Here is a 20,804-nt window from a genome sequence, read left to right as displayed (position 1 = left end):
TATGGGACGTATCCATTTCCCCGACCACGCCACCATGACCGAGGCCCAGAAAGCGGTCTTTGACAAGATCATCTCGGGCAAACGGGGCGAGCTGGTGGGGCCGTTGCGCGCCGCATTGCACAACCCCGAACTGGCCGACCGCTGGCAACAGCTTGGCTCGGTGCTGCGCTTTGACACTACCCTGCCCGCGCAACTCAATGAGCTTGCGATCCTGATCACCGCGCGCCGCTGGAGCAGCATTTTGGAATGGGCGATCCACGAACGTGACGCGCGCAAGACCACGCTGGACCCAGCGGTGATTGACTCACTGCGCCATGGGCAACCGCCCGCGTTCGGCGAGGATCACGCCGCCGCCGAAATCTATGATTTCGTAACGCAACTGCTGATGCGCGGCGTGCCCGAACAGGCGGTCTATGACCTGGTGCGAACCCGTTGGGGCGAGCTTGGCGTGGTCGAACTAACCGCCGTTGTCGGCTATTATTCGATGGTCGCCATGACCTTGAACGCCCATGAAATTCCACTGCCCGAAGGGGTCACCGCCGATCTGCCCGACGCGCCCGGTGCGCTGTGCGATCTGCCCGCCAGAGTCTAAGGGCGGATCCAAAGTCATGCATTCCCTTTTCCACCGTCAAAATGATATAAAGCTATAAAATCATGTTTAGGGGCAAAACGCCCTCGCGGAACAGGGAGCCAGCCATGGCCAAAAGCAGCCCGACCGACCTTCTCGAAAAAAGCAACGTGGCGCGTTACATCCAGTTGGCATCGGTGTTTCGAGGCCGGATCGAGCGGGGCGACTGGCCGATTGGCGCGCGCATTTCCACAGTCGAGCAACTGGCTAAGGAATTCGGCGTGGCCTCGATGACGATCCGGCAGGCGCTGGATCAGATCGAGAAAGAAGGCCTGATCGACCGCTTTCGCGCCAAGGGCACCTTTGTGCGTGCCAAACCCGAGCGCGACCTTTGGTGCGAGGTGCAGACAGACTGGAACGGCTTGTTGATGTCGCGCGCCGATGCTCAGATCGAGGTGCTGTCCGACAGCCCCGGCGCGACGTTGCTTCAAACAGAATTCGACCATGGCACCGTCGCTCCATCTTATCGCCACCTGCGCCGCCTGCACCGCCGTCAGGATGCCGCCTTTCTGGTCGCCGATGTTTACGTGGACGAGCGGCTGCAACCCCTGATTCCCGAGCAAAACTACACCACCACCACTGCCATGCGCCTGGTTTCGGACCTGCCCGGCGTCAAGGTGAAGGACGCGCGGCAAATTTTGTCGGTGGCAACCGCGGACGTCGAAACCGCCAACTTTCTGGGGATCTCGCTGAACGATCCCATCGTGTTGGTGCAGCGGTTGGCTATCGATCAAGACGGCAGTCTGATCCTTGTCGCCAATGGCATCTACCGGGGCGATAAAGTCCGCATTGAGATGTCGCTTATCGAATGAAATAGGAGCCCCCCATTTATTTAAGTGACAAACCTAGCTTTTTCACTTATAGACTCTTCCTGGAGGAACATTAAGGGAGGAACACTATGAAATCGCAGACATATCTTCGCATGGCCGCCGGCGCGACCTTTGCCCTGCTCGGGTTGACCGTGACCAGCACCAGCTCCTTGGCCGAGGGCTATCCTTCGCAGCCGATCACGCTGGTGAACCCCTATTCAGCGGGCGGTTCGGCGGATCTGATCGCCCGGACATTGGCCGAAAGCCTGACCGAGCAACTGGGTCAGCCCGTTGTGGTGGAAAATCGCCCCGGTGCGGCGACCGCGATAGCCGCAACCCATGTCGCGCGCGCCGATCCCGATGGCTACACGTTGTTGATCGCCAGCGCGCCGACCCACTTCATCACTCCCGTGCTGCAAGATGTGCAGTACAAGGGTCTTGAGGATTTCGCCCCGGTCGCCATGGTCGCCAGCGTACCCAACGTGCTGGTTGTCTCGGGCAAATCAGGCATGACGTCACTTGAGGATCTGGTTGCCACCGCGAAACAGGCCCCCGACACCTTGGCCTTTGCCTCGGTCGGCAATGGTAGCCTGCCGCATCTGTCCAGCGTCTTGTTCATGCAGGAAACCGACACCCATATGGTGCATATCCCCTATGGCGGATCGGCCCCTGCGGTGGTCGATCTGCTGGCGGGCAACGTCGACATGGCGTTCCTGAACCTGCCACCGATGCTACCGCATATCGAAAGCGGCGATCTGGTGGCCCTTGGCATCGCGGCCCCCAACCGCGCACCGCTGCTGCCCGATGTCGCCACCATGACCGAGCAGGGACTGGGCGAGTTCCAGATGAGCACTTGGTACGGCATCTCGGCCCCTGCGGGCACGCCCGATGATGTGGTGACCAAGCTGGACGCGGCGCTGCACACCGCGCTGGAGCAAGACAGCATCAAGGACCGTCTTGGCAAAAGCGGCGTGCTGGAATTCTACAAGGATCATTCCGAATATGCGGCCTTCCTGAAAAGCGAAGCGACCAGAATGCTGGATCTGCTGACCTCGGCGGACGTGCAGAACTGATCCGCGCCCCGTGGCCCCACGCACACGACTCCGCGGGGCCACGGGACACAATTGCGGCAGCGTGCTCTGCCGCGCCACGCAAGACCGCAAAGAGGGCGGTCTGCGCCACAAGCAATGGACGTCTTGTATGACAGATCACGAAAGTGACACCTCCCCTACCCGCCCGGCGGGTCTTTGGGAATATGGCGTAGCCACAACGCTGCTGCTACTTGGGCTTTACGTCGCCTACTCGGGACAGCAGATCGGCGTTGGCACGCCGCGCCGCATGGGGCCAGGCTTTTTGCCAATGGCGGTAGGCGTGAGCCTTGCGGCGTTGTCGCTGGGCATATTTTGGGAGCTGAGCCGCCTTGGCGGACGCTCCGCCATGGATGTGCCGCTGCGCCCGCTTGTGCTGATACCGCTGAGCATGGCGGTCTTTGCCGCCACCGTAGGCCCCTTGGGTCTGATCCCGGCCACGGTGCTTTTGGTGCTGATAGGGGCCTTTGCTGACGCCACCATGACCGCCAAGCGTGCCGCGCTGACCGCCGTTGCCCTGTCGGTCATTGGCTATCTGCTGTTCATCCGCGGCTTTGGCCTGCCGCTTTCGGCTTTCTGAGGCACTCCCATGTATTCTGACATCCTTTTGGGCTTCGAGCGCGCGCTGTCGATGGACGCGCTGCTGTTTTGTTTCATCGGTGTGACCGTGGGAACCTTTGTGGGCGTGTTGCCCGGCGTCGGCGCGCTGGCAGCCGTGTCGCTGTGCCTGCCGCTGACCTATTACCTTGATCCGACTATCGCCATGATCATGCTGGCAGGGATCTTTTATGGCGCGCAGTACGGCAGTTCGACCGCCTCGATCCTTTTAAACGTGCCGGGCACCGTGACCGCCGCCGTGACCGCGCTGGATGGCTACCCGATGGCGCAGCAAGGTCGCGCGGGGCTGGCGCTTTTTGTCACTACGATCTGTTCCTTTGTCGGTGGCACCATCGCGATTGTGCTGATGATGGGCTTTACCCCAGTGATCGCCAGCGCCGCGCTATCATTCTCCTCCGCCGAGTACTTCCTGATCATGGCCTTAGGCCTGGCGCTGGCCTCGACGATCTCGACCGGATCGCAATTCAAAAGCCTTGCCATGGTGGCCCTTGGCTTGACATTGGGGCTGGTGGGCACCGATCTTAATTCCGGCGTGTCGCGGTTCACCTTTGGCCGGATCGAGCTTTATGACGGCATCAGCCTTGTGCCGATCGCCATGGGGCTGTTTGGCGTGGCCGAGATCCTGAATTCCATCGGCGGCAGCGGGTCGCGCACGCCGCAGACCGGCAAGATCAGCTTTCGCTCGATGATGCCCACCCGTGCCGAATGGCGCACCATTGTCAAACCCACCCTGCGCGGCACGGCCATCGGCACGGTGATCGGCGCGCTGCCCGGTTCGGGCGCGACCGTAGCGACCTTCATGGCCTACGCGGTCGAAAAGCGCCAATCCAAGACGCCCGAGCGCTTTGGCAAAGGCGCTATCGAAGGTATCGCCGCGCCCGAGGCGGCCAACAACTCAGCGGTGCAGGCGGCCTTTATTCCCACCCTAAGCCTTGGCATCCCGGGCGATGCGTTGATGGCCTTTCTGCTGGGCGCAATGATGATCCACGGCATCGTGCCTGGGCCACGGTTTCTGACCGACCAGCCCGAGATGTTTTGGGGACTTGTCGGCAGCTTTTGGGTCGGCAATGTATTGCTTTTGGTCCTGAATATACCGCTGATCGGGGTCTGGATCAAAATGCTCAGCATCCCCTACAATATCCTGTTCCCGGCCATGTTGTTCTTCATCTGCATCGGCGTCTATTCGATCGACTATCAGGTTTTCGACATCGCGCTGGTGGTGGGCTTTGGCCTGATCGGTCTGGTGATGAACCATTTGGGCTATCCCCCTGCCCCGCTGCTGTTGGGCTTTATCCTTGGCCCGATGATGGAAGAGCACTTCAAACGCGCGCTTTTGATGTCTCGCGGATCGTTCTCGATCTTCTGGGAACGCCCGATCAGCGTGGTACTTTTGCTGCTGCTTTTGGCCCTTGTGCTGATGAGCCTGCGCACCGCCCTCATGGCGCTCCTCCCTACCTCCAAACCGAAGAAAGACGGCAAATGACTGAGTTCCAAACCCTCGACACCCACGACATGGATCCGGCCACCGCCTACCGCCTGCTGGTGGGAGCAGTGGTGCCCCGCCCGATTGCGTGGATTTCCACCGTGGGCCCGTCGGGCAAGGTCAACCTTGCGCCATTCAGTTCCTACAACTATGTGGCCACCACGCCGCCGATGCTGGCGGTGAACATAGCCCTGCGCGCAGGCACCGACGGCGAGATGAAGGACACCGCCCGTAATATCCTTGAGACCGGGGAGTTCGTCGTTAACGTCGCCACTCTTGAGGCCATGGAGGCGATCCGCCAATCGGCGCAGAACTTTCCCCCCGAGGAAAGCGAGGTCGATGCGCTTGACCTCCCCACCCTGCCAAGCCGCCATGTCCGCGCGCCGCGCATAGCGCTGTCGCCGGTGCAGATGGAATGTCGTCTGGATCAGACCGTGCCCTTGGGCAAAGGCATCAACACGCTGTATATCGGCGAGATCCTGGCCTTTCACTTTTCCGACCATGTGTTCGACGGGCGCCGCATTGACGTAGCCAAGATGAACCCGATCTCACGACTCGCGGGACCGTTTTTTGGCGGACTTGGGGAGATGTACGAGCGCCCGATGCTGCAATACACCCCTGGCGGCGAAGGCTCGAAGGCTTAGGGTGCGCGTCAGATCGACAGTGCCGAGACCAAGAGCAAGGTAACCAGCGCGCGAGGGTCTGCGCCGTCACCTCCCCCGGCATCAAAGGGCGCTCGCCCTTCATCTGGTTGGTCAGCACATAAGCAGTGGGCGCCGTAGGTACAGCGGAACACAACACCAGCAGAAGCATTTCGCTGCCGATTGGCCCCGTCAGCGTACCGATCCACAACCTTCGCCACGGCCAATGCAGTGTCGGATCTGGAGCAGATAGAATCGATTCTCGCTGCTCTTGGAAGGGCGTGCCCGATGCCACTCGACCCATATCGCCCATCTAGCCAAGATCGCTGGCAACCTCATGATTGGCGGTGTCATTGAGGCGATGTCCGAAAGCGCTGCCATGATCTCCACGCATGGTGGTGATCCGGCGCCGTTTCTTGACATGTTGCGTCAAACGATACTCGCCACACAGATATATCAAACTTACGGCGCCGCCATTGCGAGCGGAAAGGCACCCGGCGCGCTATCGGCCTTGAAGTTGCCTCTGAAGGATCTTGATCTCACGCGCAAAAAGGGGCGAACAGCAGTTCCGCTCATTCCCTTGGCAGACTTGCTATGCGATCAACTCAACACGGCGCGCGGGGTCGGGATGATGGATGTGGACTGGTCAGTTGGATTGGCCATGGTCGCCAGATAACCCAGGCAGCAGTAAATCGCCGCTATGCGGGGCAGACATGCGTAGAAAGCGCAGCGAAGTTTGACTTCATCGCACTTTGCAGCCGGTCTCGTTGGCTTTGTTGCTGCAATTGCATTACACGACGACGTTCGGTCGCGGCCTCCGAAGGCAAGCGAGGCGGAATCCGGTCGGGCAGCGGAGCTTGCTTCACCTTAGCCAAACTACCCTTCCCGTCACCCCCTAACCTCTTCCACCTTGGGCTTTTTTCTCCAATTCGGCGCGTACAAAAACAGCTGTTATCATACCGGTCAACGTGTTTGCGCCCAGATTTTCAGATACCCCCCCGGGGGTCTGACCGGGCGCGCCGGTCTCGCGCCGCGCCCGATCTCCCGCGCCCTCAGGCAGCCCAGATCGACTGCGGGCCGTCGCCGAAGTGCGCCACCTCCAGCACCTGCCCGCGCGCCGGGCCCATCATCCGCTCCAGCGCCTCGGCCAGGGCTTGGGTGCAGCTGCGCCGCGCGGTCCCGCTCAGCGCCCAGTTCGCCCGCTCCAGGATCTCCGACACCGACCGCTCGCTCAGGCAGATCTGATCGACCAGCTGACGGTCCGGGATGTTGACCCGGGTGCCGCGCACCGAGGGGCGCATCCGGCGCACCTTCAGGCTGACGCCGCTGCCGATGCGCGCGTGCAGCAGCGCCAGGCGGCGGCCGTCGCGGATCACCGCGTCCATGTAGCCGCCGCCCGCGCCGCCGCTGCCCGAGCCGCCGACCAGCCCGTCATAGCGTGCGCCGCGCATACCCGAGGCCGCGTGCCGCTCCGTCAGGTCGCGGTAGTAGCGCCCCATGGCGATCTGGCTCGAGGTCAGCGGATGCGGCTTGCCCGCCCGCAGCGCCTGCAGCGCCATGCGGTCGAAGGCATCGATCTCGCGGATCGCCTTGCGCCCGCGATAGCCGGAGGGGCGCGACGTGCCATCCGGTGCGTGCTGGACGGGCTCAACCACCCGGAAGGCGCCGCGTGCCGGGGCCTGCGGGATCTCGCTGCCGCAGGCCTCGGGCACATGGCCGCGCGCCCGCACCCGGTCGATCCGCGCCGCCTCTGCGTCGCGGTGCTCTGCCCGTTGCCGTGTCGAGATCCGTGCGCTCATGCCCTGCCCCCTTTGCGGCTGCTTGTCGTGTTGCTGCTGTCCGTCGTGTCGATGGTGTTCTCTGCCAGCGTCGGATCCTGCCAGCCCGGATCCCGCTTGCGGCTGCGCGCCCGGGTCCGCCCGCGCGCCCGGGCCCGCGTCACCGCGTCGCTCGCGCGGCCCATCCGCCCCTCCGACCAGCTCAGCCGCTCCGGCTGCAGGCGGCGATCCCGCCACTCGGCAATGTCGCGGGCCGTGATAGAGGCGATGACAAGTTTCGCCAGATCATCCCGCGCCAACTTCTTGAGCCGGATCACTTCCCACCTCTCGCCACGTCGTGTCGGGCTAACTTCATTGGCATAGCGATTGAAAACATCGGCCAGAAGCATGGTCTCGCCAGTGGGGGCGGCGTTAAGTATCAGATACTCTTCGCGCGCGGCCCAATCCTTGGCCTGCTGCTTCGTATCGAATAGCTTGGACTTACGGACACCACGGCGAGCAATCTGCGCCTGCTAACGGCCTGTTTTTTGCTTCCGAATACTCGACAAATTACGAATCCCCACGCGCTTCGTATTTCGCTCGTAAACGGCTGTCCAAAACTACGAAATCTGCCGGACAGGGCGAGCGACACTGGGCGCCAAAAGTTCATATTCTTCCGCAAAAGTCTAGTATTGCCTTGCAACCAAAACAATATGTGGTGCGGGTGAAGGGACTCGAACCCCCACGCCTAGGCGCCAGAACCTAAATCTGGTGCGTCTACCAATTCCGCCACACCCGCAACCGTCGACGATGAAATGCCACCGCATCTCCGTGTCGATGAGGCGCTGTCTAGCAAAGCCGCGCATCGGAGAGAAGCGCAAAAATGCAGCGGCGTGCCGTTGCCTGTGCGTGGCCGTGGGGGGCTGCGCATGGCCGTGAAACAGCGCACCGCCGCACGTCGGTATCTGGTCGGTATCTGGGCGGTATCTGGGCGGTATCTGGACGGCGCACAGACCGGCGAGATCGGCGCGGTCAAGTCGGAACGCTGAGATCGGCACAACAATGTGGTCACGGCGAGATCGGTACGCTCAGATCGGTACACTCAGATCGGTACGGTGATCAGATCAGGGCGCGCAGAACCCCCGGCAGGGCCTCGGGCAGATCTTCGGCGATCAAACCCGGCCCGACGTGGCGGGCGCATTCGACATGTAACCAGGCCGCCCGGGCCGCCGCATCGAGTGGCGCCTGCCCGCGCGCCAGAAGGCCGGTGATCAGCCCCGCCAGAACATCCCCCGCCCCGGCCGTCGCCAGCCATGGCGCCGCGCGACCGCGACAGGCGGCGTGCACATGCACCGGGGCGTCAGGCGCGGCGATCACGGTATCGGCGCCCTTGAGCAGGACCGTGCACCCTGCCCGCGCCGACGCGGCCTGCACCGCGTCCAGCCGGGACCAGGCCGGGCCGGTCGCTGGCGTGGCCGCCAGACGCTCGGCCAGGTCGGGGAAAAGGCGCGCGAACTCTCCTCCGTGGGGGGTCAGAACGGTTCGCGTGCCGCGCGACAGATCGAAGAGGGCTTCGGGGTCATCAGAAAACGAGGTCAGCGCGTCGGCATCCAGCACCACTGCGCGGTCGGCCTGCAAGGCCGCGACAACAAGGGCACGGGTGCGCGCCCCGATACCCAACCCCGGCCCGAGGCAGAGGGCCGAAAGGCGGTGGTCGTGCAGCAATGCGACAAGCGCCGGGGCATCGGGCACGCGGGCCAGCATCAGTGCGGTGATCTGGCAGGCCACCTCCTGCTGGGCGGCGGGGGGCACGCCGAGCGTCACCAGCCCTGCCCCGATCCGCAGCGCGGCACGGGCGGCCAGCCGGGCCGCGCCGGTGCGCCCGGCCCCGCCCGAAAGCACCAGCGCGTGACCCGACCCGAACTTGTGCGCGGCGGGATCCTTGTGCGCGACACTGGCGACGTCACCGGAGGAGTCAATCAGCTGCGCCAGCGTATCATTCTGAGAGGCAGAGGGCGCGGGTAAGCCGATGTCGACGATCCGCAACGCCCGGGTGGCCGTGGCCCCGGCAGACAGCACATGACCCGGCCGCGCGATGTGAAACGTCACCGTCAGGTCGACCGACAGGCCTGCGTCGGCGCCCAGCCATCTGCCGCTGTCGGCGCAAAGACCCGACAGGATATCAATGGCGACCGAGTGACCTGCCCGCCCGATCGCCAGGCGCAAGACCTGCATGACATCCTCTGCCACGGCGCGGCTGAGGCCGGTTCCGAACAGGGCGTCGACCATCAGGTCATGCCCGCCGTCACGTCCGATCAGCCCCGCCACGTCGGCCAGCGGCCACACCGGGTGGCGTCCGCCATCGACCCATTTCGCATGATTTGCCGCCGCATCCGGGGGCAGGCGTGCCGGATCGCCCAGCAGCGCAACGTCGACGGACCAGCCCGCGGAGGCCAGAAGACACGCCACGACAAAGCCGTCGCCGCCATTGTTGCCCGGTCCGCACAGAATCAGCGCCCGTGTACCACGGCGCATCGCGAGATCCGGCCAACGCTTTGAAATTGCGTCGAAGACCCCCTGCCCGGCACGCTGCATCAGGGTGGCTCCGGTGACCTTGCCAGTACGTATTGCGGCCTTTTCGGCGTCCCGCATCTGGCCGCCCGTCATCAGTTTCGACATGCGTTTTTCATATTGCCCATAATTTAATCGACATGCACAGTATTCTTGCGGCTTTTTCCCGTGGCCTCTGGCCTCTTCCCCCGGTTTCACATTACTCAATTGTTAGGGCGCCGTGAAAGTGTTCTGACCGATCCGACGTTACTGCGAGGAGTTTCCGATGAAGAAAATCGAAGCGATCATCAAGCCGTTCAAGCTTGATGAAGTGAAGGAGGCGCTTCAGGACGTGGGCGTTCAGGGCCTTTCGGTCATCGAAGTCAAAGGCTTTGGCCGTCAGAAAGGCCATACCGAGCTCTATCGTGGCGCCGAATATGTTGTCGACTTTCTGCCGAAGGTGAAAATCGAGGCGGTATTGGATGACGACCAGGTGGATGGCGCGATCCAGGCGATCATCGATGCTGCCAAGACCGAGAAAATCGGTGACGGCAAGATCTTTGTGTCGCCGATCGAAACGGCGATCCGCATCCGGACCGGGGAAACCGGCACCGACGCTCTGTAAAGCAGCGCATTCTAAGAGACTCAAAACCGAAGGGAAAAGGGAATGAGCAAGGACAAGGTTCTCAAACTGATCAAGGATGAGGACGTCGCCTACGTCGACATCCGCTTCACCGATCCGCGCGGCAAACTGCAACACGTCACGGTTGTTGCCGATCTGGTGGACGAAGATTTCCTCGAAGAAGGCTTCATGTTCGACGGCTCGTCGATCGCGGGCTGGAAGTCGATCGAAGCTTCCGACATGAAACTGATGCCCGACACCGAGTCGGCCTATCTGGATCCGTTCTACGCGGAGAAAACCGTCTGCATCCATTGCTCGGTCGTCGAACCCGACACCGGTGAAGCCTACGACCGCGACCCGCGCGGCACCGCCGAGAAAGCCGAAGCATACCTTGTATCCTCGGGCATCGGTGACGCGGCCTACATGGGCCCCGAAGCGGAATTCTTCCTGTTCGACAACGTGAAATACTCCGTTGAAATGAACAAGGTGTCCTTTGAAGTCGACGCGATCGACGCCGCATGGAACACCGACACGGATTACGAGATGGGCAACACCGGCCACCGTCCCGGCGTGAAGGGCGGCTATTTCCCGGTCAACCCGATCGATGACGCGCAGGACATCCGTGCCGAAATGCTCTCGACCATGAAGCGCATGGGCATGAAGGTTGACAAGCACCACCACGAGGTTGCCTCCTCGCAGCACGAACTGGGCCTGATCTTCGGCACGCTGACCAAGCAGGCCGACGAGATCCAGAAGTACAAGTACGTGATCCACAACGTGGCACAGGCCTATGGCAAGTCGGCAACCTTCATGCCGAAGCCGATCTACGGCGACAACGGGTCGGGCATGCACGTGAACATGTCGATCTGGAAAGACGGCAAGCCGCTGTTTGCTGGCGACAAGTATGCCGATCTGTCGGACGAGGCGCTGTACTACATCGGTGGTATCCTCAAGCACGCCAAGGCCCTGAACGCCTTCACCAACCCCGGCACCAACTCCTACAAGCGTCTGGTCCCCGGTTTCGAGGCCCCCGTGCTGCGCGCCTATTCGGCCCGCAACCGTTCGGGCTGCGTTCGTATTCCGTGGTCGGAATCGCCCAAGGCAAAACGTGTCGAAGCGCGCTTCCCCGATCCGTCGGCGAACCCCTACCTGTGCTTCGCGGCGCTGTTGATGGCCGGCCTGGACGGGATCAAGAACAAGATCCACCCCGGCGACGCCATGGACAAGAACCTGTACGACCTGCCCCCCGAAGAGCTGGCCGACATCCCGACCGTCTGCGGTTCGCTGCGCGAAGCGCTGGACGAGCTGGAGAAGGACATGGACTTCCTGCTGGCCGGTGACGTGTTCACCAAGGATCAGATCCAGGGCTATATCGACCTGAAGACCGAAGAGATGCTGGCCTACGAAACGATGCCGCACCCCATCGAATTCAAACTGTACTACAGCTGCTGATCCGAACCGATCATGCAGATGTCGGGGCGCCCTTAGGGGCGCCCCTTTTCGTTTGCCATACCCCGGTCGGCACGCAGTGGAGCGCGGCGCGTGTAGGGCAGTCCGCCGCCCGGTCCAAAGTTTCCGGGAAATCGCGCAAGTCATTGCACCGCAACGGTACACAGATCAGAACTCCGCGCTAGGTCGAGCGAAAGATACATCGGAGGCAAAGGATTTCTGAATGCGGGTTTTTATGTGTCGGCTAAACGCCGGAGCCGCCCTGTTACTTGCGGCATCAGTTCTGCTGGGGTGTTCGCGCGACGAACCCTCGCGCGGGCGCCTTGCGGACCCGCGCCCCCTGAATGCCGCAGACCACCGCACACCGGGCATTCCGGCCAATTTCGGAGACACCAAACCCATCGAATGGGAAGGCATAACGCCTGATCGCTATCCCGTGCACGGCATCGATGCCTCGCGCTATCAGGGCGAGATCGACTGGTTCACCGCGCGCCGGTCGGGTGTGAATTTTGCCTGGCTCAAGGCAACCGAAGGCGGCGACCACATCGACAGCGGCTTTGCCGTGAACGCGCCGCGCGCCCGCGCCGCCGGGGTGCCGGTCGGTGGCTATCACTTCTATTATTTCTGCCGCACCCCGGTCGAGCAGGCCGAGTGGTTCATCAAGAACGTTCCCGCCGTTTCCGGCGACCTGCCGCCCTTGCTGGACATGGAATGGAACCACCAGTCCAAGACCTGTCCGCGCCGGCCCGACGCCGCAACGGTGCGGGCCGACATCCGGCAATTCACCAACGTGATCGAACGCCATTACGGTACGGCGCCCGTCATCTATACCACGCCCGATTTCTATGCCGAAAACGACCTGGGTGCGCTGGTCGGCTACGATTTCTGGCTGCGGTCGGTCGCTGGCCACCCCTCGGAACGCTATCCGGGCGAACGGTGGACATTTTGGCAATACACGGGCACCGGCGTGGCGTCCGGGGTCAACGGCATTGTCGATCTGAACGTCTTCGCCGGGGATATCCGAAGCTGGCAGCTATGGCTGGCCCTCAGACGGCAGAACTAGGCGCGCCAGTATCGTCGTGGGGCATCCGCACCATGTGTGTGTGGATGCCAAAGACCACCGCCCGCGATTGCGGCAGGCGCCACAGGCTCTGGCGTTCGCTGCGCAGATACCGGCCCGCGGGGGCAATGCGGTGCGCGCGCTTTTCCTCTTCGCCACGGGGCTGAAACAGGCCGGGGTCATCGCGGCGCAATTCGTTCGCGCGCCACATGGGGCGGCCCACCTGGATGCCATCGAACAGCCGCTGCACCCGCCGCGCAAGGGCCTCGTCATATTCGGGTACGGGGATGTGGATGGCAGTCATCGGGCGCATGAACTTTTCCGCCAGCCGCCAATAGGCCGGAAAGCACAGGACCGCCCCGGTCAACAGATGCTCGGCCCCGCCGCGCTTTTCCATCAGGCACAGATCCTGCTGCAACAGACGCCCCAGTGTCGCCATCGGCCTGGCGTGATCCAGCGGGACCGTCACCCCGTCAGGGCGCGTGACACCATCGTCGCGCACGACATGATCGGCACGCTGCGCCAGGATGCCCAGCACCGTGTCCAGCAGTTCCTGCGCGGCCGGGCGGGCGCCATCGTCAAGCGCCAGCACCTCGGCCGGCCGCGTGGCGATCAGCGTGTCGCGCAGCGCCATCTGGCCGGCAAAGGCATCGTCGACCATGATCCAGTCGGCAGGATCCATCGGCGCGGTCCCCGGCAGGCGGTTCGCAATGTCATACGGCAGGCGGGATTGCAGGATCTCTGTCATGGGCGCAGGCTAGACCGCGCCACCGGACAGGAAAAGAGCCGCCCATGAAAAAGGGCGCCCCGAAGGACGCCCTTTCCACAATACTGTCTGGCCTGCGGAGATGCGGCATCAGCCGCGGGCGCGACCGATCGCCTTCCATGCCAGCGGCAGCACCAGCGCGGCCAGCGCCAGCTTGAGCACATCACCCAGGATGAAGGGGGTCAGACCCCAGGCCAGAATCGGTTTGTCCCAGCCATAGAGCGTGCCCAGCCACAACAGGCCCGGCACATACATCAGCACGTTGCCCAGCAGCATCGCCGCCGCCATGCCCGGAACCGTCCTGTCCCAGCCACGACGCGCCAGCACGCCCAGCAGAACCGTCGCCAGCACGTACCCAACAAGGTAGCCACCGGTCGAGCCCATCATGTAGCTGATGCCGTTCAGATCGGCAGAGGAGCTTTGGAACACGTCAAAGCCCAGCATCCCGACCAGCATCCAGCCCATGATCGTGGTCAGACCCAGACGCGGGCCGTAAGCCGCGCCAATGCTCAGCACGGCAAATGTGCCCATGCTGATGGCAACGGGCGAGCCTGGCACCGGCACCTGGACCTTGGCGGCAAGCGCCAGAACCGCAATGCCCACAAAGACCATCGCAACCTGCTTGAGACGCAGCGCGGTGCCTTCCTGGGGGCCGAAAACTTCGCTCAGCACCTTGTCGGATGCTCGAACTGAGGCTTGGGACATGGTTGTTCCTCCTTGGATCCCTCATTTCGTCCTTAATGCCTGACGCCGCGATGCCAATCAAGCCTCATGCCGCATCGCGGAAATAGCGTGAACACATGCGATAATCCTTGCGCGGGCCGCGCACGTGCCACTCTGCCCGCCAGGTGGGCCAGGCGGAAAAATCATAGTGCACGCGATAGACGTCAGGGGCGCAATCGTGGTGCGCGGCGGGGGTGACAGTGCGCGCGTCAAAGGCGTGAAAGAACCGGCCATCGTCAAAGCGCACATGGATGAGGTTGTCGACCTGTTGCCACAGGTAGCGGCGTTCGGCATGAAACCCCTGCGTGCCGATCCGCATCTCTCCCGCTTCGGTCAGGCGCAGGCCCCCGGGTGCGGGCGTGAACGCGGCGACCCCGGCAAAATGCGCATCCTCTCCCATGGCATTGCGCACACTGCGCTCGATCCGCCAATCGCCCTCGAAATCCGCCAGTTCCGGCACAACGCCCCCTCCCCGATCAACCTGCGCAGTCGCATCCCTTGTCCGGCGGTCTTGCCGCCCTTGCGTCAAGGCAGTAAAGACCGCGCAAGTTGACGTAAAGCCTCCGGTCCGCGGGGACAGCCCTCGATCCGGTCCGAAACGCCCCGTGCGCGCCCAAACCACCAGGAGCCTCCGATGATCCCTCGCTATTCCCGCCCCGAAATGACCGCGATCTGGGAGCCCGCGACCAAGTTCCGCATCTGGTACGAGATCGAGGCCCACGCGTGCGACGCGATGGCCGACCTGGGCGTGATCCCGCGCGAAAACGCCGATGCGGTCTGGAAGGCAAAGGACGTCGAGTTCAACGTCGCCCGCATCGACGAGATCGAGGCGGTCACCAAGCATGATGTCATCGCCTTCCTGACGCACCTGGCCGAACATGTCGGGGCGGATCAGGCGCGTTTCGTACACCAAGGCATGACCTCGTCGGATGTGCTGGACACCTGTTTCAACGTCCAGCTGACGCGCGCCGCCGACATCCTGCTGGCCGACATGGACCGCGTGCTGGCCGCGCTGAAAACCCGCGCGTTTGAACACAAGGACACCGTGCGCATCGGGCGCAGCCACGGCATCCACGCCGAGCCGACGACCATGGGCCTGACCTTTGCGCGTTTCTATGCCGAGATGGAACGGGGCCGCAAACGCCTGGTCAACGCCCGTGAAGAGATCGCCACCGGCGCGATTTCCGGTGCCGTCGGCACGTTCGCAAACATCGACCCGCGCGTCGAAGAACACGTCTGCGCCCAGCTTGGCCTGAACCCGGAAACCATTTCGACGCAGGTGATCCCGCGCGACCGTCACGCGATGTTCTTTGCCACGCTGGGCGTCATCGCGTCGTCGATGGAAAACATCGCCACCGAGGTCCGCCACATGCAGCGCACCGAGGTCCTGGAAGCCGAGGAGTTCTTTTCGGCTGGTCAGAAAGGCTCCTCCGCGATGCCGCACAAGCGCAACCCGGTGCTGACGGAAAACCTGACTGGCCTGGCCCGCCTGGTGCGCATGTCGGTCACCCCGGCGCTGGAGAACGTCACCCTCTGGCATGAGCGTGACATCTCGCATTCCTCGGTCGAACGTGCGATCGGCCCCGACACCACCGTGACGCTGGATTTCGCGCTGAACCGCCTTGCGGGCATGATCGAGAAACTGGTGATCTACCCCGAGAACATGCTGGCCAACATGAACAAGTTCCGCGGACTGGTGATGAGCCAGCGCGTTCTGCTGGCCCTGACACAGGCGGGCGTCAGCCGCGAGGACAGCTATCGCCTGGTCCAGCGCAACGCGATGAAGGTCTGGGAACAGGGCAAGGATTTCAAGACCGAGCTGCTGGGCGACGCCGAGGTCACGGCGGTCCTGACCCCTGCCCAGATCGAAGAGAAATTCGACCTCGGGTATCACACCAAGCACGTCGACACGATTTTCAAACGCGTCTTCGGCGAGGCCTGATCGCCGCCGCCCGCAGGCCGGAATCGAGGCCTGCGGCGCGGCTTTGCCGCGCATGAAACAGCGTAGGTGATGGTGCAAAAACATGGTATTCTGCCTGAAACACAGGGAGAATTGCCATGATCCGAAGCATCGTGATTTCCGCGCTGTTCCTGCTGCCCGTCGCGGGCCATGCCCAACAGACCTGCGCAGAAAAACACCAGGCACAAAGCTGCGCCAGCGGAACCCAATGGAACAGCCAGACCAGCACCTGCGACGTCATCGTGTCAAGCTGACGCGCGCATCAGGCTGACGCGCGGCGACCGGGCGGCCTTTGCGCGCGTTCGGCCGGGCGTGAGCATTGTTTACCCCCCTGCAACCATCGCGCCGGGCAGCGGTCAGGCGACGAACGCGCGCGGTCGTGCTGCCGCCTTTCAGCCTTTGTTCACCCTTCCCTGTTTATCTGCCCGAAACCAGACACGAGGGGATCATGGGCAATCTGACGCCGCTGGCACAATTCTCGCCGACGCCCCAGGCGGCACCGGGTCTGCTGACCCGCAAGCAAAAGGCCGCAATCATCGTCCGGCTGCTGCTGCAACACGGGACGGACCTGCCGCTGAAGGAACTGCCGGACGACATGCAGGTCGACCTGACGATGATGATCGGGTCCATGCGCCATATCGACCGCGATACGCTGGGCAACGTCATCGACGAATTCATCGTCGAGCTTGAAGAACTGGGCCTGACCTTTCCCAAGGGGCTGGCGGGGGCGCTGGCACAGCTGGATGGCAAGATCAGCCCGCACACCGCCGCCCGCCTGCGCAAGGAGGCAGGTGTGCGTCAGTCAGGCGATCCATGGGAACGCGTGCGCGCGCTCGACATCAAGAAACTGCTGCCTGTGTTCGAATCCGAAAGCACCGAAATCGCGGCGGTCATGCTGTCAAAGCTGGACACCGGCAAGGCGGCGAAACTGTTGTCGATGCTGCCCGGCCCGAAGGCCCGGCGCATCACCTATGCCGTGTCGCTGACCAGCAGCATCACCGCCGAATCGCTGGACCGGATCGGTATTTCCCTTGCGGCGCAGCTGGATGCCGTGGCCGACAGCGTCTTTGACAAGGATCCGGTGGAACGCGTGGGGGCCATCCTCAACTTTTCGACGGCGGCGACACGGGACGATGTTCTGACCGGCCTTGATGAAACCGACTCGGATTTTGCCGAACGGGTCCGCAAGGCCATCTTCACCTATACCAACATTCCGCAACGCATTGCCCCGCGCGATATCCCCAAGATCGTGCGCGGTCTCGATCCTGCCGTTCTGGTGACCGCCCTCGCCGCGTCCACCGATCCGGAGGCCGCCAAGACCGCAGAATACATCCTCAGCAACATGTCTGCGCGCCTTGCCGACTCCATCCGCGAAGAGGTCAAGGACCGCGGCAAGGTCAAGGCCAAGGACGGCGAAGAGGCCATGAGCGATGTCGTCAGCGAAGTCCGCGCGCTTGAAACGGCGGGCGAACTTTTGCTGCTCAGCGGTGACGAGGAGGAAGACGCCTGACTTGGCTGAGCAGACCGGGCGGGGCAGACCGGGCGGGGCGTTCTGCGCTGCGGCCGAACCGGCGTCGACAGACGCGGCCCCGCTACGCCGCCGTGCCAATCGCAGGTCCGGCGGGGGCATAGGCACGCCGCTGCGGCCACTGGACACGCTGCGGTGTCGCACATAGGGTCCGCGCGAACCGGTTGATCCGCAACGTGCGGCTGCCCCTGCCCGCACCTGCGCCTGCTCTCGACCCTGCCAGCGGCGCCGCCAAGGATCGTCAGATGTCGAACAATGCCCGCGCGATCCTGATGATGATTCTGGCTGTCTTCTGCTTCAGCTCGATGGATGCCACGGCGAAATCCGTGGCCCTTGAAACCAATACCGTCATGGCGCTGTGGGCACGTTACGCAGGTCAGGCCCTGCTGGTGATCGTCCTTGTCCTGCCGCGCATCCGAAGCGTCGCGCGCACGCAGTATCCCGTCCTGCAATTCCTGCGCTCTGCGTTCCTGCTGACAGCCACGGCGAGCTTCTTTTACGGGCTGACGCGCAACGGGCTGGCCGAGAATACGGCCATCATGGACGTGAACCCGGTGCTGGTCACGCTCGGCGCCGCGATATTCCTGGGCGAGAAGCTGGGGCCGCGGCGCATTGCCGGCATCCTTGCCGCCATGGTCGGGGCGATGATCATCATCCGCCCCGGAACGGCGGTGTTTTCGCCCGACGCGATCTTTCCGCTGATCGCCGCATTTGCCTATGCCGGGTATTCGCTGACCACGCGCTATGTCGGCGCCCGCGAAGACCCCTGGACCTCGCTTTTCTATGCCGCTTTGCTGGGGGCGCTGGTCATCACCACCCTGCTGCCCGGCCATTGGCAGACACCGTCGACAGGCGTGTTGCTGAAGATGCTGCTGATTGCCGGCCTCGGGACGGTGGCACAGTTGATGATGATCCGCTCGCTCTCGATCGGCGAGGCCGCGATGCTGGCCCCCTTTGCCTATGTCGGGCTGATCAACGCGACCTTCTGGGGTATCGTTGCCTACGGCGAATTCCCCGACACGTGGACGATCTGCGGGGCGCTTGTGATCGTGGGGGCGGGTGTCTATGTGTGGCACCGCGAAACGCGCGGCGGGACCGCTTCGCTGCCCGCCAAAGCAAAGACACCGCCCGAGGGGCTCTGAGAAACGATGACACCCAGCGACCTGCCGCTGCGCCAGCGCGTGACACAATATATCGTCAATCTCGTTCTCGGTGGGCTGGTCGGTCTGGCGCTGGCCCTGCCCTATGCCACGCGGGTCCGCCTGATGGGCTGGGTCGTCAGCCGCATGGTGGCCCCTGTCGCCTATCGCGGGCGGGTGCGCGACAACCTCACCCATATCTGGCCGGAAATCCCGCGCGCGCAGATCCGCGAGATGGAGCGTGCGGTGCCCGACAATGCCGGGCGCACCCTCATCGAGATCTACTCGGGTGCTGAGTTCAAGGCGCATCTCGGGGAGGGCACGCTGGAGGGGCCGGGCCTTGCCGCGCTGGACGCCGCCCATGCCGTCGGGCGCCCCGTCGTGCTGGTCTCGGGTCATTTCGGCAATTACGACGCCTTTCGCGCGGCCGTGGCCATGCGCTATGGCAATGTCGGCGCGCTCTACCGGCCTTTGAACAACCTGTATTTCAATCGCCATTACGTGCGCGCAATGGAAAGCATAGCGACACCGATGTTTGCGCGCGGCCGTCGTGGCCTGGCGGAAATGGTGCGCTATCTGCGGCAGGGCAACATCATCGCCATGCTCAGCGACCAGCATTTCGGCCAGGGGGCCGCGCTGAGCTTTTTCGGACAGCCGGCCTTTACCGCCACCTCGGCGGCAGAAATGGCCCTGAAATACGATGCGCTGATGATCCCGATCTACGGGATTCGCCAGCCGGACGGCCTCAGCTTTCGCGTCGTGGTGGAGGAGCCGCTGGCCCCCAGCACACCGCCCGAGATGTCACAGGCCCTGAACGATTCACTTGAGGCGATGACCCGAAAATATCCGGATCAATGGTTCTGGATTCACCGCCGCTGGAAACCCGGCAGCGACGATAAATCGACCTGAAGAGTTCCGGCCAATCAACTCATCTTAAACGAAAATCCTGGTGGGACCGGTCTATTGCGGCAACCGTGCCGCGGCCTCGATCGCCCCAAAGCCCTGGCGTTGCAGCAGGACGGCACCCGGCTCGTCCCGGCCCGCATCTATCTCGATGTTCAGGTCCGACCGGCCATCCCATTCGGCCACCGGCGCCCAGTGGGTGACGACATTGACATAATTCATCTGCACGCCCGCATTTTCGCCGCGCAGGATCTGAATCGGCTTGTTGGGCAGATAATGCACCAGCTGCACGACCATCGGCCCCAGTTCAGCCCCGCGCAGGGCATGTGCCAGAACACGATAGCGCCCCCCCGCCTCGGCGGTGACGCGGATCTGGTACTCGGGCGCGCGCTTTTGCATGATCTCGATGTATTCGGCCAGCTGCATGGGGTGCGAACCCTTGATGAACCCCGTCCCCGCCACGATCATCTGCGGGGTATAGATCATGCGCTTGCCGTGGGCGCGGGCATAGGATTTCTGGCGGTGGGTGTACTGCGGATCTGCCAGAACGTCCTTCCAGCCCAGATAATCCCAGTAGTCGACATGCAGCGCCAAGGGCAGCACATCCGCGCGTCGCGCCAACTGGGCCATCAGGCGATCGGCGGGGGGGCAGGACGAACAGCCCTGCGACGTGAACAGTTCGACCACCACCGGCGATACGGCATCGGCGGCACGGCGCGTCGCGGCATCATCGGCCACCGCATCCTGAGCGAACGCGGCGGAACCACCGGACCACAGGCCCGCCGTCGCCAACAGTCCCGCCATCAGTATCGCCGCGCGCCGTCCGATCATACCCAATGTCTCCGGTGGTTGCATGTCACCGACCTAGCTACCCAAGGCGTCGTGAAATAGCCAATCAAGGTTTTGCGAGAGACCCGTGCACGGAGCACGACTGTGTCTTGTCGCCAACGCCTAGATGCAAGGCACTCCCCTGCCACATCGCCGCATCCCCTGACGCGATCCATGGAAAAACGGGGAAATCCCGCCGTTGTGCACAAATGTATACTAAAATCTCGCACAGGCTCTTGATTGCCAATGTCC

The 20,804-nt window shown here is 63.2% G+C and carries 22 protein-coding genes and 1 tRNA gene; 15 read left to right on the top strand and 8 right to left on the bottom strand.

The window, feature by feature from the left end; translation table 11 throughout:
• Window position 1: 1 nt before the first annotated feature.
• The 7 genes from DL237_RS19095 to DL237_RS19065 all read left to right on the top strand — a co-directional run bounded on the left by DL237_RS19095 (window position 2) and on the right by DL237_RS19065 (window position 5,943).
• On the top strand, window positions 2-592 hold the full coding sequence (locus tag DL237_RS19095) for a carboxymuconolactone decarboxylase family protein (RefSeq protein WP_119400645.1): 591 nt from the start codon (window positions 2-4) through the stop codon (window positions 590-592).
• A gap of 104 nt (window positions 593-696) precedes the next feature.
• The gene (locus DL237_RS19090; RefSeq protein ID WP_119400644.1) at window positions 697-1,440 is read left to right on the top strand and encodes a GntR family transcriptional regulator; all 744 of its coding nucleotides are present in this window, start codon (window positions 697-699) and stop codon (window positions 1,438-1,440) included.
• 86 nt (window positions 1,441-1,526) lie between these two features.
• The gene (locus DL237_RS19085; protein ID WP_119400643.1) at window positions 1,527-2,510 is read left to right on the top strand and encodes a Bug family tripartite tricarboxylate transporter substrate binding protein; all 984 of its coding nucleotides are present in this window, start codon (window positions 1,527-1,529) and stop codon (window positions 2,508-2,510) included.
• 127 nt (window positions 2,511-2,637) lie between these two features.
• Window positions 2,638-3,105: a tripartite tricarboxylate transporter TctB family protein gene (locus DL237_RS19080; protein WP_119400642.1), complete on the top strand. Its 468-nt coding sequence runs from the start codon at window positions 2,638-2,640 to the stop codon at window positions 3,103-3,105.
• 9 nt (window positions 3,106-3,114) lie between these two features.
• The gene (locus DL237_RS19075; RefSeq protein WP_119400641.1) at window positions 3,115-4,626 is read left to right on the top strand and encodes a tripartite tricarboxylate transporter permease; all 1,512 of its coding nucleotides are present in this window, start codon (window positions 3,115-3,117) and stop codon (window positions 4,624-4,626) included.
• Window positions 4,623-5,270, top strand: a complete 648-nt coding sequence (locus DL237_RS19070; RefSeq protein ID WP_119400640.1) for a flavin reductase family protein — start codon at window positions 4,623-4,625, stop codon at window positions 5,268-5,270. Before DL237_RS19075 ends, DL237_RS19070 begins: the two co-directional genes overlap by 4 nt.
• Before the next feature lie 334 nt (window positions 5,271-5,604).
• Window positions 5,605-5,943, top strand: coding sequence for an NAD(P)-binding domain-containing protein (locus DL237_RS19065; RefSeq protein ID WP_119400639.1), 339 nt, complete (start codon window positions 5,605-5,607; stop codon window positions 5,941-5,943).
• Window positions 5,944-6,319: 376 nt separating this feature from the next.
• Here DL237_RS19065 and DL237_RS19060 read toward each other — a convergent pair whose 3' ends face one another.
• From DL237_RS19060 to DL237_RS19045, 4 genes are all read right to left on the bottom strand, one after another.
• Window positions 6,320-7,066 (bottom strand): hypothetical protein, encoded by a 747-nt coding sequence (locus DL237_RS19060; protein ID WP_199672173.1) that lies wholly within the window; start codon window positions 7,064-7,066, stop codon window positions 6,320-6,322.
• Complete coding sequence (locus DL237_RS19055; protein ID WP_147405380.1) at window positions 7,063-7,434, bottom strand: hypothetical protein; 372 nt, start codon at window positions 7,432-7,434, stop codon at window positions 7,063-7,065. The genes DL237_RS19060 and DL237_RS19055 overlap by 4 nt, the downstream gene beginning before the upstream one ends.
• Window positions 7,435-7,740: 306 nt before the next feature.
• A tRNA-Leu gene (locus tag DL237_RS19050) sits at window positions 7,741-7,823 on the bottom strand.
• 320 nt (window positions 7,824-8,143) lie between these two features.
• Window positions 8,144-9,703, bottom strand: coding sequence for an NAD(P)H-hydrate dehydratase (locus DL237_RS19045; protein ID WP_119400637.1), 1,560 nt, complete (start codon window positions 9,701-9,703; stop codon window positions 8,144-8,146).
• A 157-nt stretch (window positions 9,704-9,860) separates the two neighbouring features.
• Between DL237_RS19045 and DL237_RS19040 the strand changes: the two genes are divergently transcribed.
• From DL237_RS19040 to DL237_RS19030, 3 genes are all read left to right on the top strand, one after another.
• Window positions 9,861-10,199 (top strand): P-II family nitrogen regulator, encoded by a 339-nt coding sequence (locus DL237_RS19040; RefSeq protein ID WP_119400636.1) that lies wholly within the window; start codon window positions 9,861-9,863, stop codon window positions 10,197-10,199.
• 42 nt (window positions 10,200-10,241) lie between these two features.
• Window positions 10,242-11,648 carry a type I glutamate--ammonia ligase gene (gene glnA, locus DL237_RS19035; protein WP_119400635.1) on the top strand — a complete coding sequence of 469 codons (1,407 nt, stop codon included), beginning with the start codon at window positions 10,242-10,244 and terminating at the stop codon, window positions 11,646-11,648.
• A gap of 220 nt (window positions 11,649-11,868) precedes the next feature.
• Entirely contained in the window at window positions 11,869-12,708 is an 840-nt protein-coding gene (locus DL237_RS19030) for a glycoside hydrolase family 25 protein (RefSeq protein ID WP_233545069.1), read from the top strand.
• On the opposite strand, the gene DL237_RS19025 is transcribed toward DL237_RS19030, so the two are convergent.
• The 3 genes from DL237_RS19025 to DL237_RS19015 form a co-directional block, all read right to left on the bottom strand.
• A complete protein-coding gene (locus DL237_RS19025; protein WP_119400634.1) occupies window positions 12,692-13,453 on the bottom strand; it encodes a heme-dependent oxidative N-demethylase family protein in 762 nt (253 codons plus the stop codon). The genes DL237_RS19030 and DL237_RS19025 overlap by 17 nt on opposite strands.
• A 108-nt stretch (window positions 13,454-13,561) precedes the next feature.
• The gene (locus DL237_RS19020; RefSeq protein WP_119400633.1) at window positions 13,562-14,176 is read right to left on the bottom strand and encodes a biotin transporter BioY; all 615 of its coding nucleotides are present in this window, start codon (window positions 14,174-14,176) and stop codon (window positions 13,562-13,564) included.
• Window positions 14,177-14,240: 64 nt separating this feature from the next.
• Complete coding sequence (locus DL237_RS19015) at window positions 14,241-14,654, bottom strand: DUF6314 family protein (protein ID WP_119400632.1); 414 nt, start codon at window positions 14,652-14,654, stop codon at window positions 14,241-14,243.
• A gap of 174 nt (window positions 14,655-14,828) precedes the next feature.
• Here DL237_RS19015 and purB point away from each other — a divergent pair, with 174 nt between their 5' ends.
• From purB to DL237_RS18995, 5 genes are all read left to right on the top strand, one after another.
• The gene (gene purB, locus DL237_RS19010) at window positions 14,829-16,136 is read left to right on the top strand and encodes an adenylosuccinate lyase (protein WP_119400631.1); all 1,308 of its coding nucleotides are present in this window, start codon (window positions 14,829-14,831) and stop codon (window positions 16,134-16,136) included.
• Window positions 16,137-16,252: 116 nt separating this feature from the next.
• Complete coding sequence (locus DL237_RS20660; protein WP_158585691.1) at window positions 16,253-16,408, top strand: hypothetical protein; 156 nt, start codon at window positions 16,253-16,255, stop codon at window positions 16,406-16,408.
• 194 nt (window positions 16,409-16,602) lie between these two features.
• Window positions 16,603-17,664, top strand: coding sequence for a flagellar motor switch protein FliG (locus DL237_RS19005; protein ID WP_119400630.1), 1,062 nt, complete (start codon window positions 16,603-16,605; stop codon window positions 17,662-17,664).
• A gap of 263 nt (window positions 17,665-17,927) precedes the next feature.
• The gene (locus tag DL237_RS19000) at window positions 17,928-18,824 is read left to right on the top strand and encodes a DMT family transporter (protein WP_119400629.1); all 897 of its coding nucleotides are present in this window, start codon (window positions 17,928-17,930) and stop codon (window positions 18,822-18,824) included.
• A gap of 6 nt (window positions 18,825-18,830) precedes the next feature.
• Complete coding sequence (locus DL237_RS18995) at window positions 18,831-19,730, top strand: lysophospholipid acyltransferase family protein (protein ID WP_119400628.1); 900 nt, start codon at window positions 18,831-18,833, stop codon at window positions 19,728-19,730.
• Between the two features lie 51 nt (window positions 19,731-19,781).
• Here the strand turns inward: DL237_RS18995 and DL237_RS18990 are convergent, their stop codons facing one another.
• Entirely contained in the window at window positions 19,782-20,555 is a 774-nt protein-coding gene (locus tag DL237_RS18990) for a DUF1223 domain-containing protein (RefSeq protein ID WP_233545068.1), read from the bottom strand.
• Window positions 20,556-20,804 lie beyond the last annotated feature (249 nt).

Origin of the sequence: Pseudooceanicola sediminis (assembly GCF_003575965.1) — a bacterium.
In the GTDB taxonomy this organism is placed as follows: Bacteria; Pseudomonadota; Alphaproteobacteria; order Rhodobacterales; family Rhodobacteraceae; genus Pseudooceanicola; species Pseudooceanicola sediminis.
Note: the sequence above shows the minus strand (reverse complement) of the source record. Positions and strands in the feature narration are given on the sequence as shown.

Excerpts from the sequence above, each read along its gene's own strand:
- DL237_RS19095 (WP_119400645.1), top strand. The coding sequence starts at position 2 with ATGGGACGTATCCATTTCCCCGACCACGCCACCATGACCGAGGCCCAG.
- DL237_RS19090 (WP_119400644.1), top strand. The coding sequence starts at position 697 with ATGGCCAAAAGCAGCCCGACCGACCTTCTCGAAAAAAGCAACGTGGCG.
- DL237_RS19085 (WP_119400643.1), top strand. The coding sequence starts at position 1,527 with ATGAAATCGCAGACATATCTTCGCATGGCCGCCGGCGCGACCTTTGCC.
- DL237_RS19080 (WP_119400642.1), top strand. The coding sequence starts at position 2,638 with ATGACAGATCACGAAAGTGACACCTCCCCTACCCGCCCGGCGGGTCTT.
- DL237_RS19075 (WP_119400641.1), top strand. The coding sequence starts at position 3,115 with ATGTATTCTGACATCCTTTTGGGCTTCGAGCGCGCGCTGTCGATGGAC.
- DL237_RS19070 (WP_119400640.1), top strand. The coding sequence starts at position 4,623 with ATGACTGAGTTCCAAACCCTCGACACCCACGACATGGATCCGGCCACC.
- DL237_RS19065 (WP_119400639.1), top strand. The coding sequence starts at position 5,605 with ATGATTGGCGGTGTCATTGAGGCGATGTCCGAAAGCGCTGCCATGATC.
- DL237_RS19060 (WP_199672173.1), bottom strand. The coding sequence starts at position 7,066 with ATGAGCGCACGGATCTCGACACGGCAACGGGCAGAGCACCGCGACGCA.
- DL237_RS19055 (WP_147405380.1), bottom strand. The coding sequence starts at position 7,434 with ATGCTTCTGGCCGATGTTTTCAATCGCTATGCCAATGAAGTTAGCCCG.
- DL237_RS19045 (WP_119400637.1), bottom strand. The coding sequence starts at position 9,703 with ATGTCGAAACTGATGACGGGCGGCCAGATGCGGGACGCCGAAAAGGCC.
- DL237_RS19040 (WP_119400636.1), top strand. The coding sequence starts at position 9,861 with ATGAAGAAAATCGAAGCGATCATCAAGCCGTTCAAGCTTGATGAAGTG.
- glnA (WP_119400635.1), top strand. The coding sequence starts at position 10,242 with ATGAGCAAGGACAAGGTTCTCAAACTGATCAAGGATGAGGACGTCGCC.
- DL237_RS19030 (WP_233545069.1), top strand. The coding sequence starts at position 11,869 with ATGCGGGTTTTTATGTGTCGGCTAAACGCCGGAGCCGCCCTGTTACTT.
- DL237_RS19025 (WP_119400634.1), bottom strand. The coding sequence starts at position 13,453 with ATGACAGAGATCCTGCAATCCCGCCTGCCGTATGACATTGCGAACCGC.
- DL237_RS19020 (WP_119400633.1), bottom strand. The coding sequence starts at position 14,176 with ATGTCCCAAGCCTCAGTTCGAGCATCCGACAAGGTGCTGAGCGAAGTT.
- purB (WP_119400631.1), top strand. The coding sequence starts at position 14,829 with ATGATCCCTCGCTATTCCCGCCCCGAAATGACCGCGATCTGGGAGCCC.
- DL237_RS20660 (WP_158585691.1), top strand. The coding sequence starts at position 16,253 with ATGATCCGAAGCATCGTGATTTCCGCGCTGTTCCTGCTGCCCGTCGCG.
- DL237_RS19005 (WP_119400630.1), top strand. The coding sequence starts at position 16,603 with ATGGGCAATCTGACGCCGCTGGCACAATTCTCGCCGACGCCCCAGGCG.
- DL237_RS19000 (WP_119400629.1), top strand. The coding sequence starts at position 17,928 with ATGTCGAACAATGCCCGCGCGATCCTGATGATGATTCTGGCTGTCTTC.
- DL237_RS18995 (WP_119400628.1), top strand. The coding sequence starts at position 18,831 with ATGACACCCAGCGACCTGCCGCTGCGCCAGCGCGTGACACAATATATC.
- DL237_RS18990 (WP_233545068.1), bottom strand. The coding sequence starts at position 20,555 with ATGATCGGACGGCGCGCGGCGATACTGATGGCGGGACTGTTGGCGACG.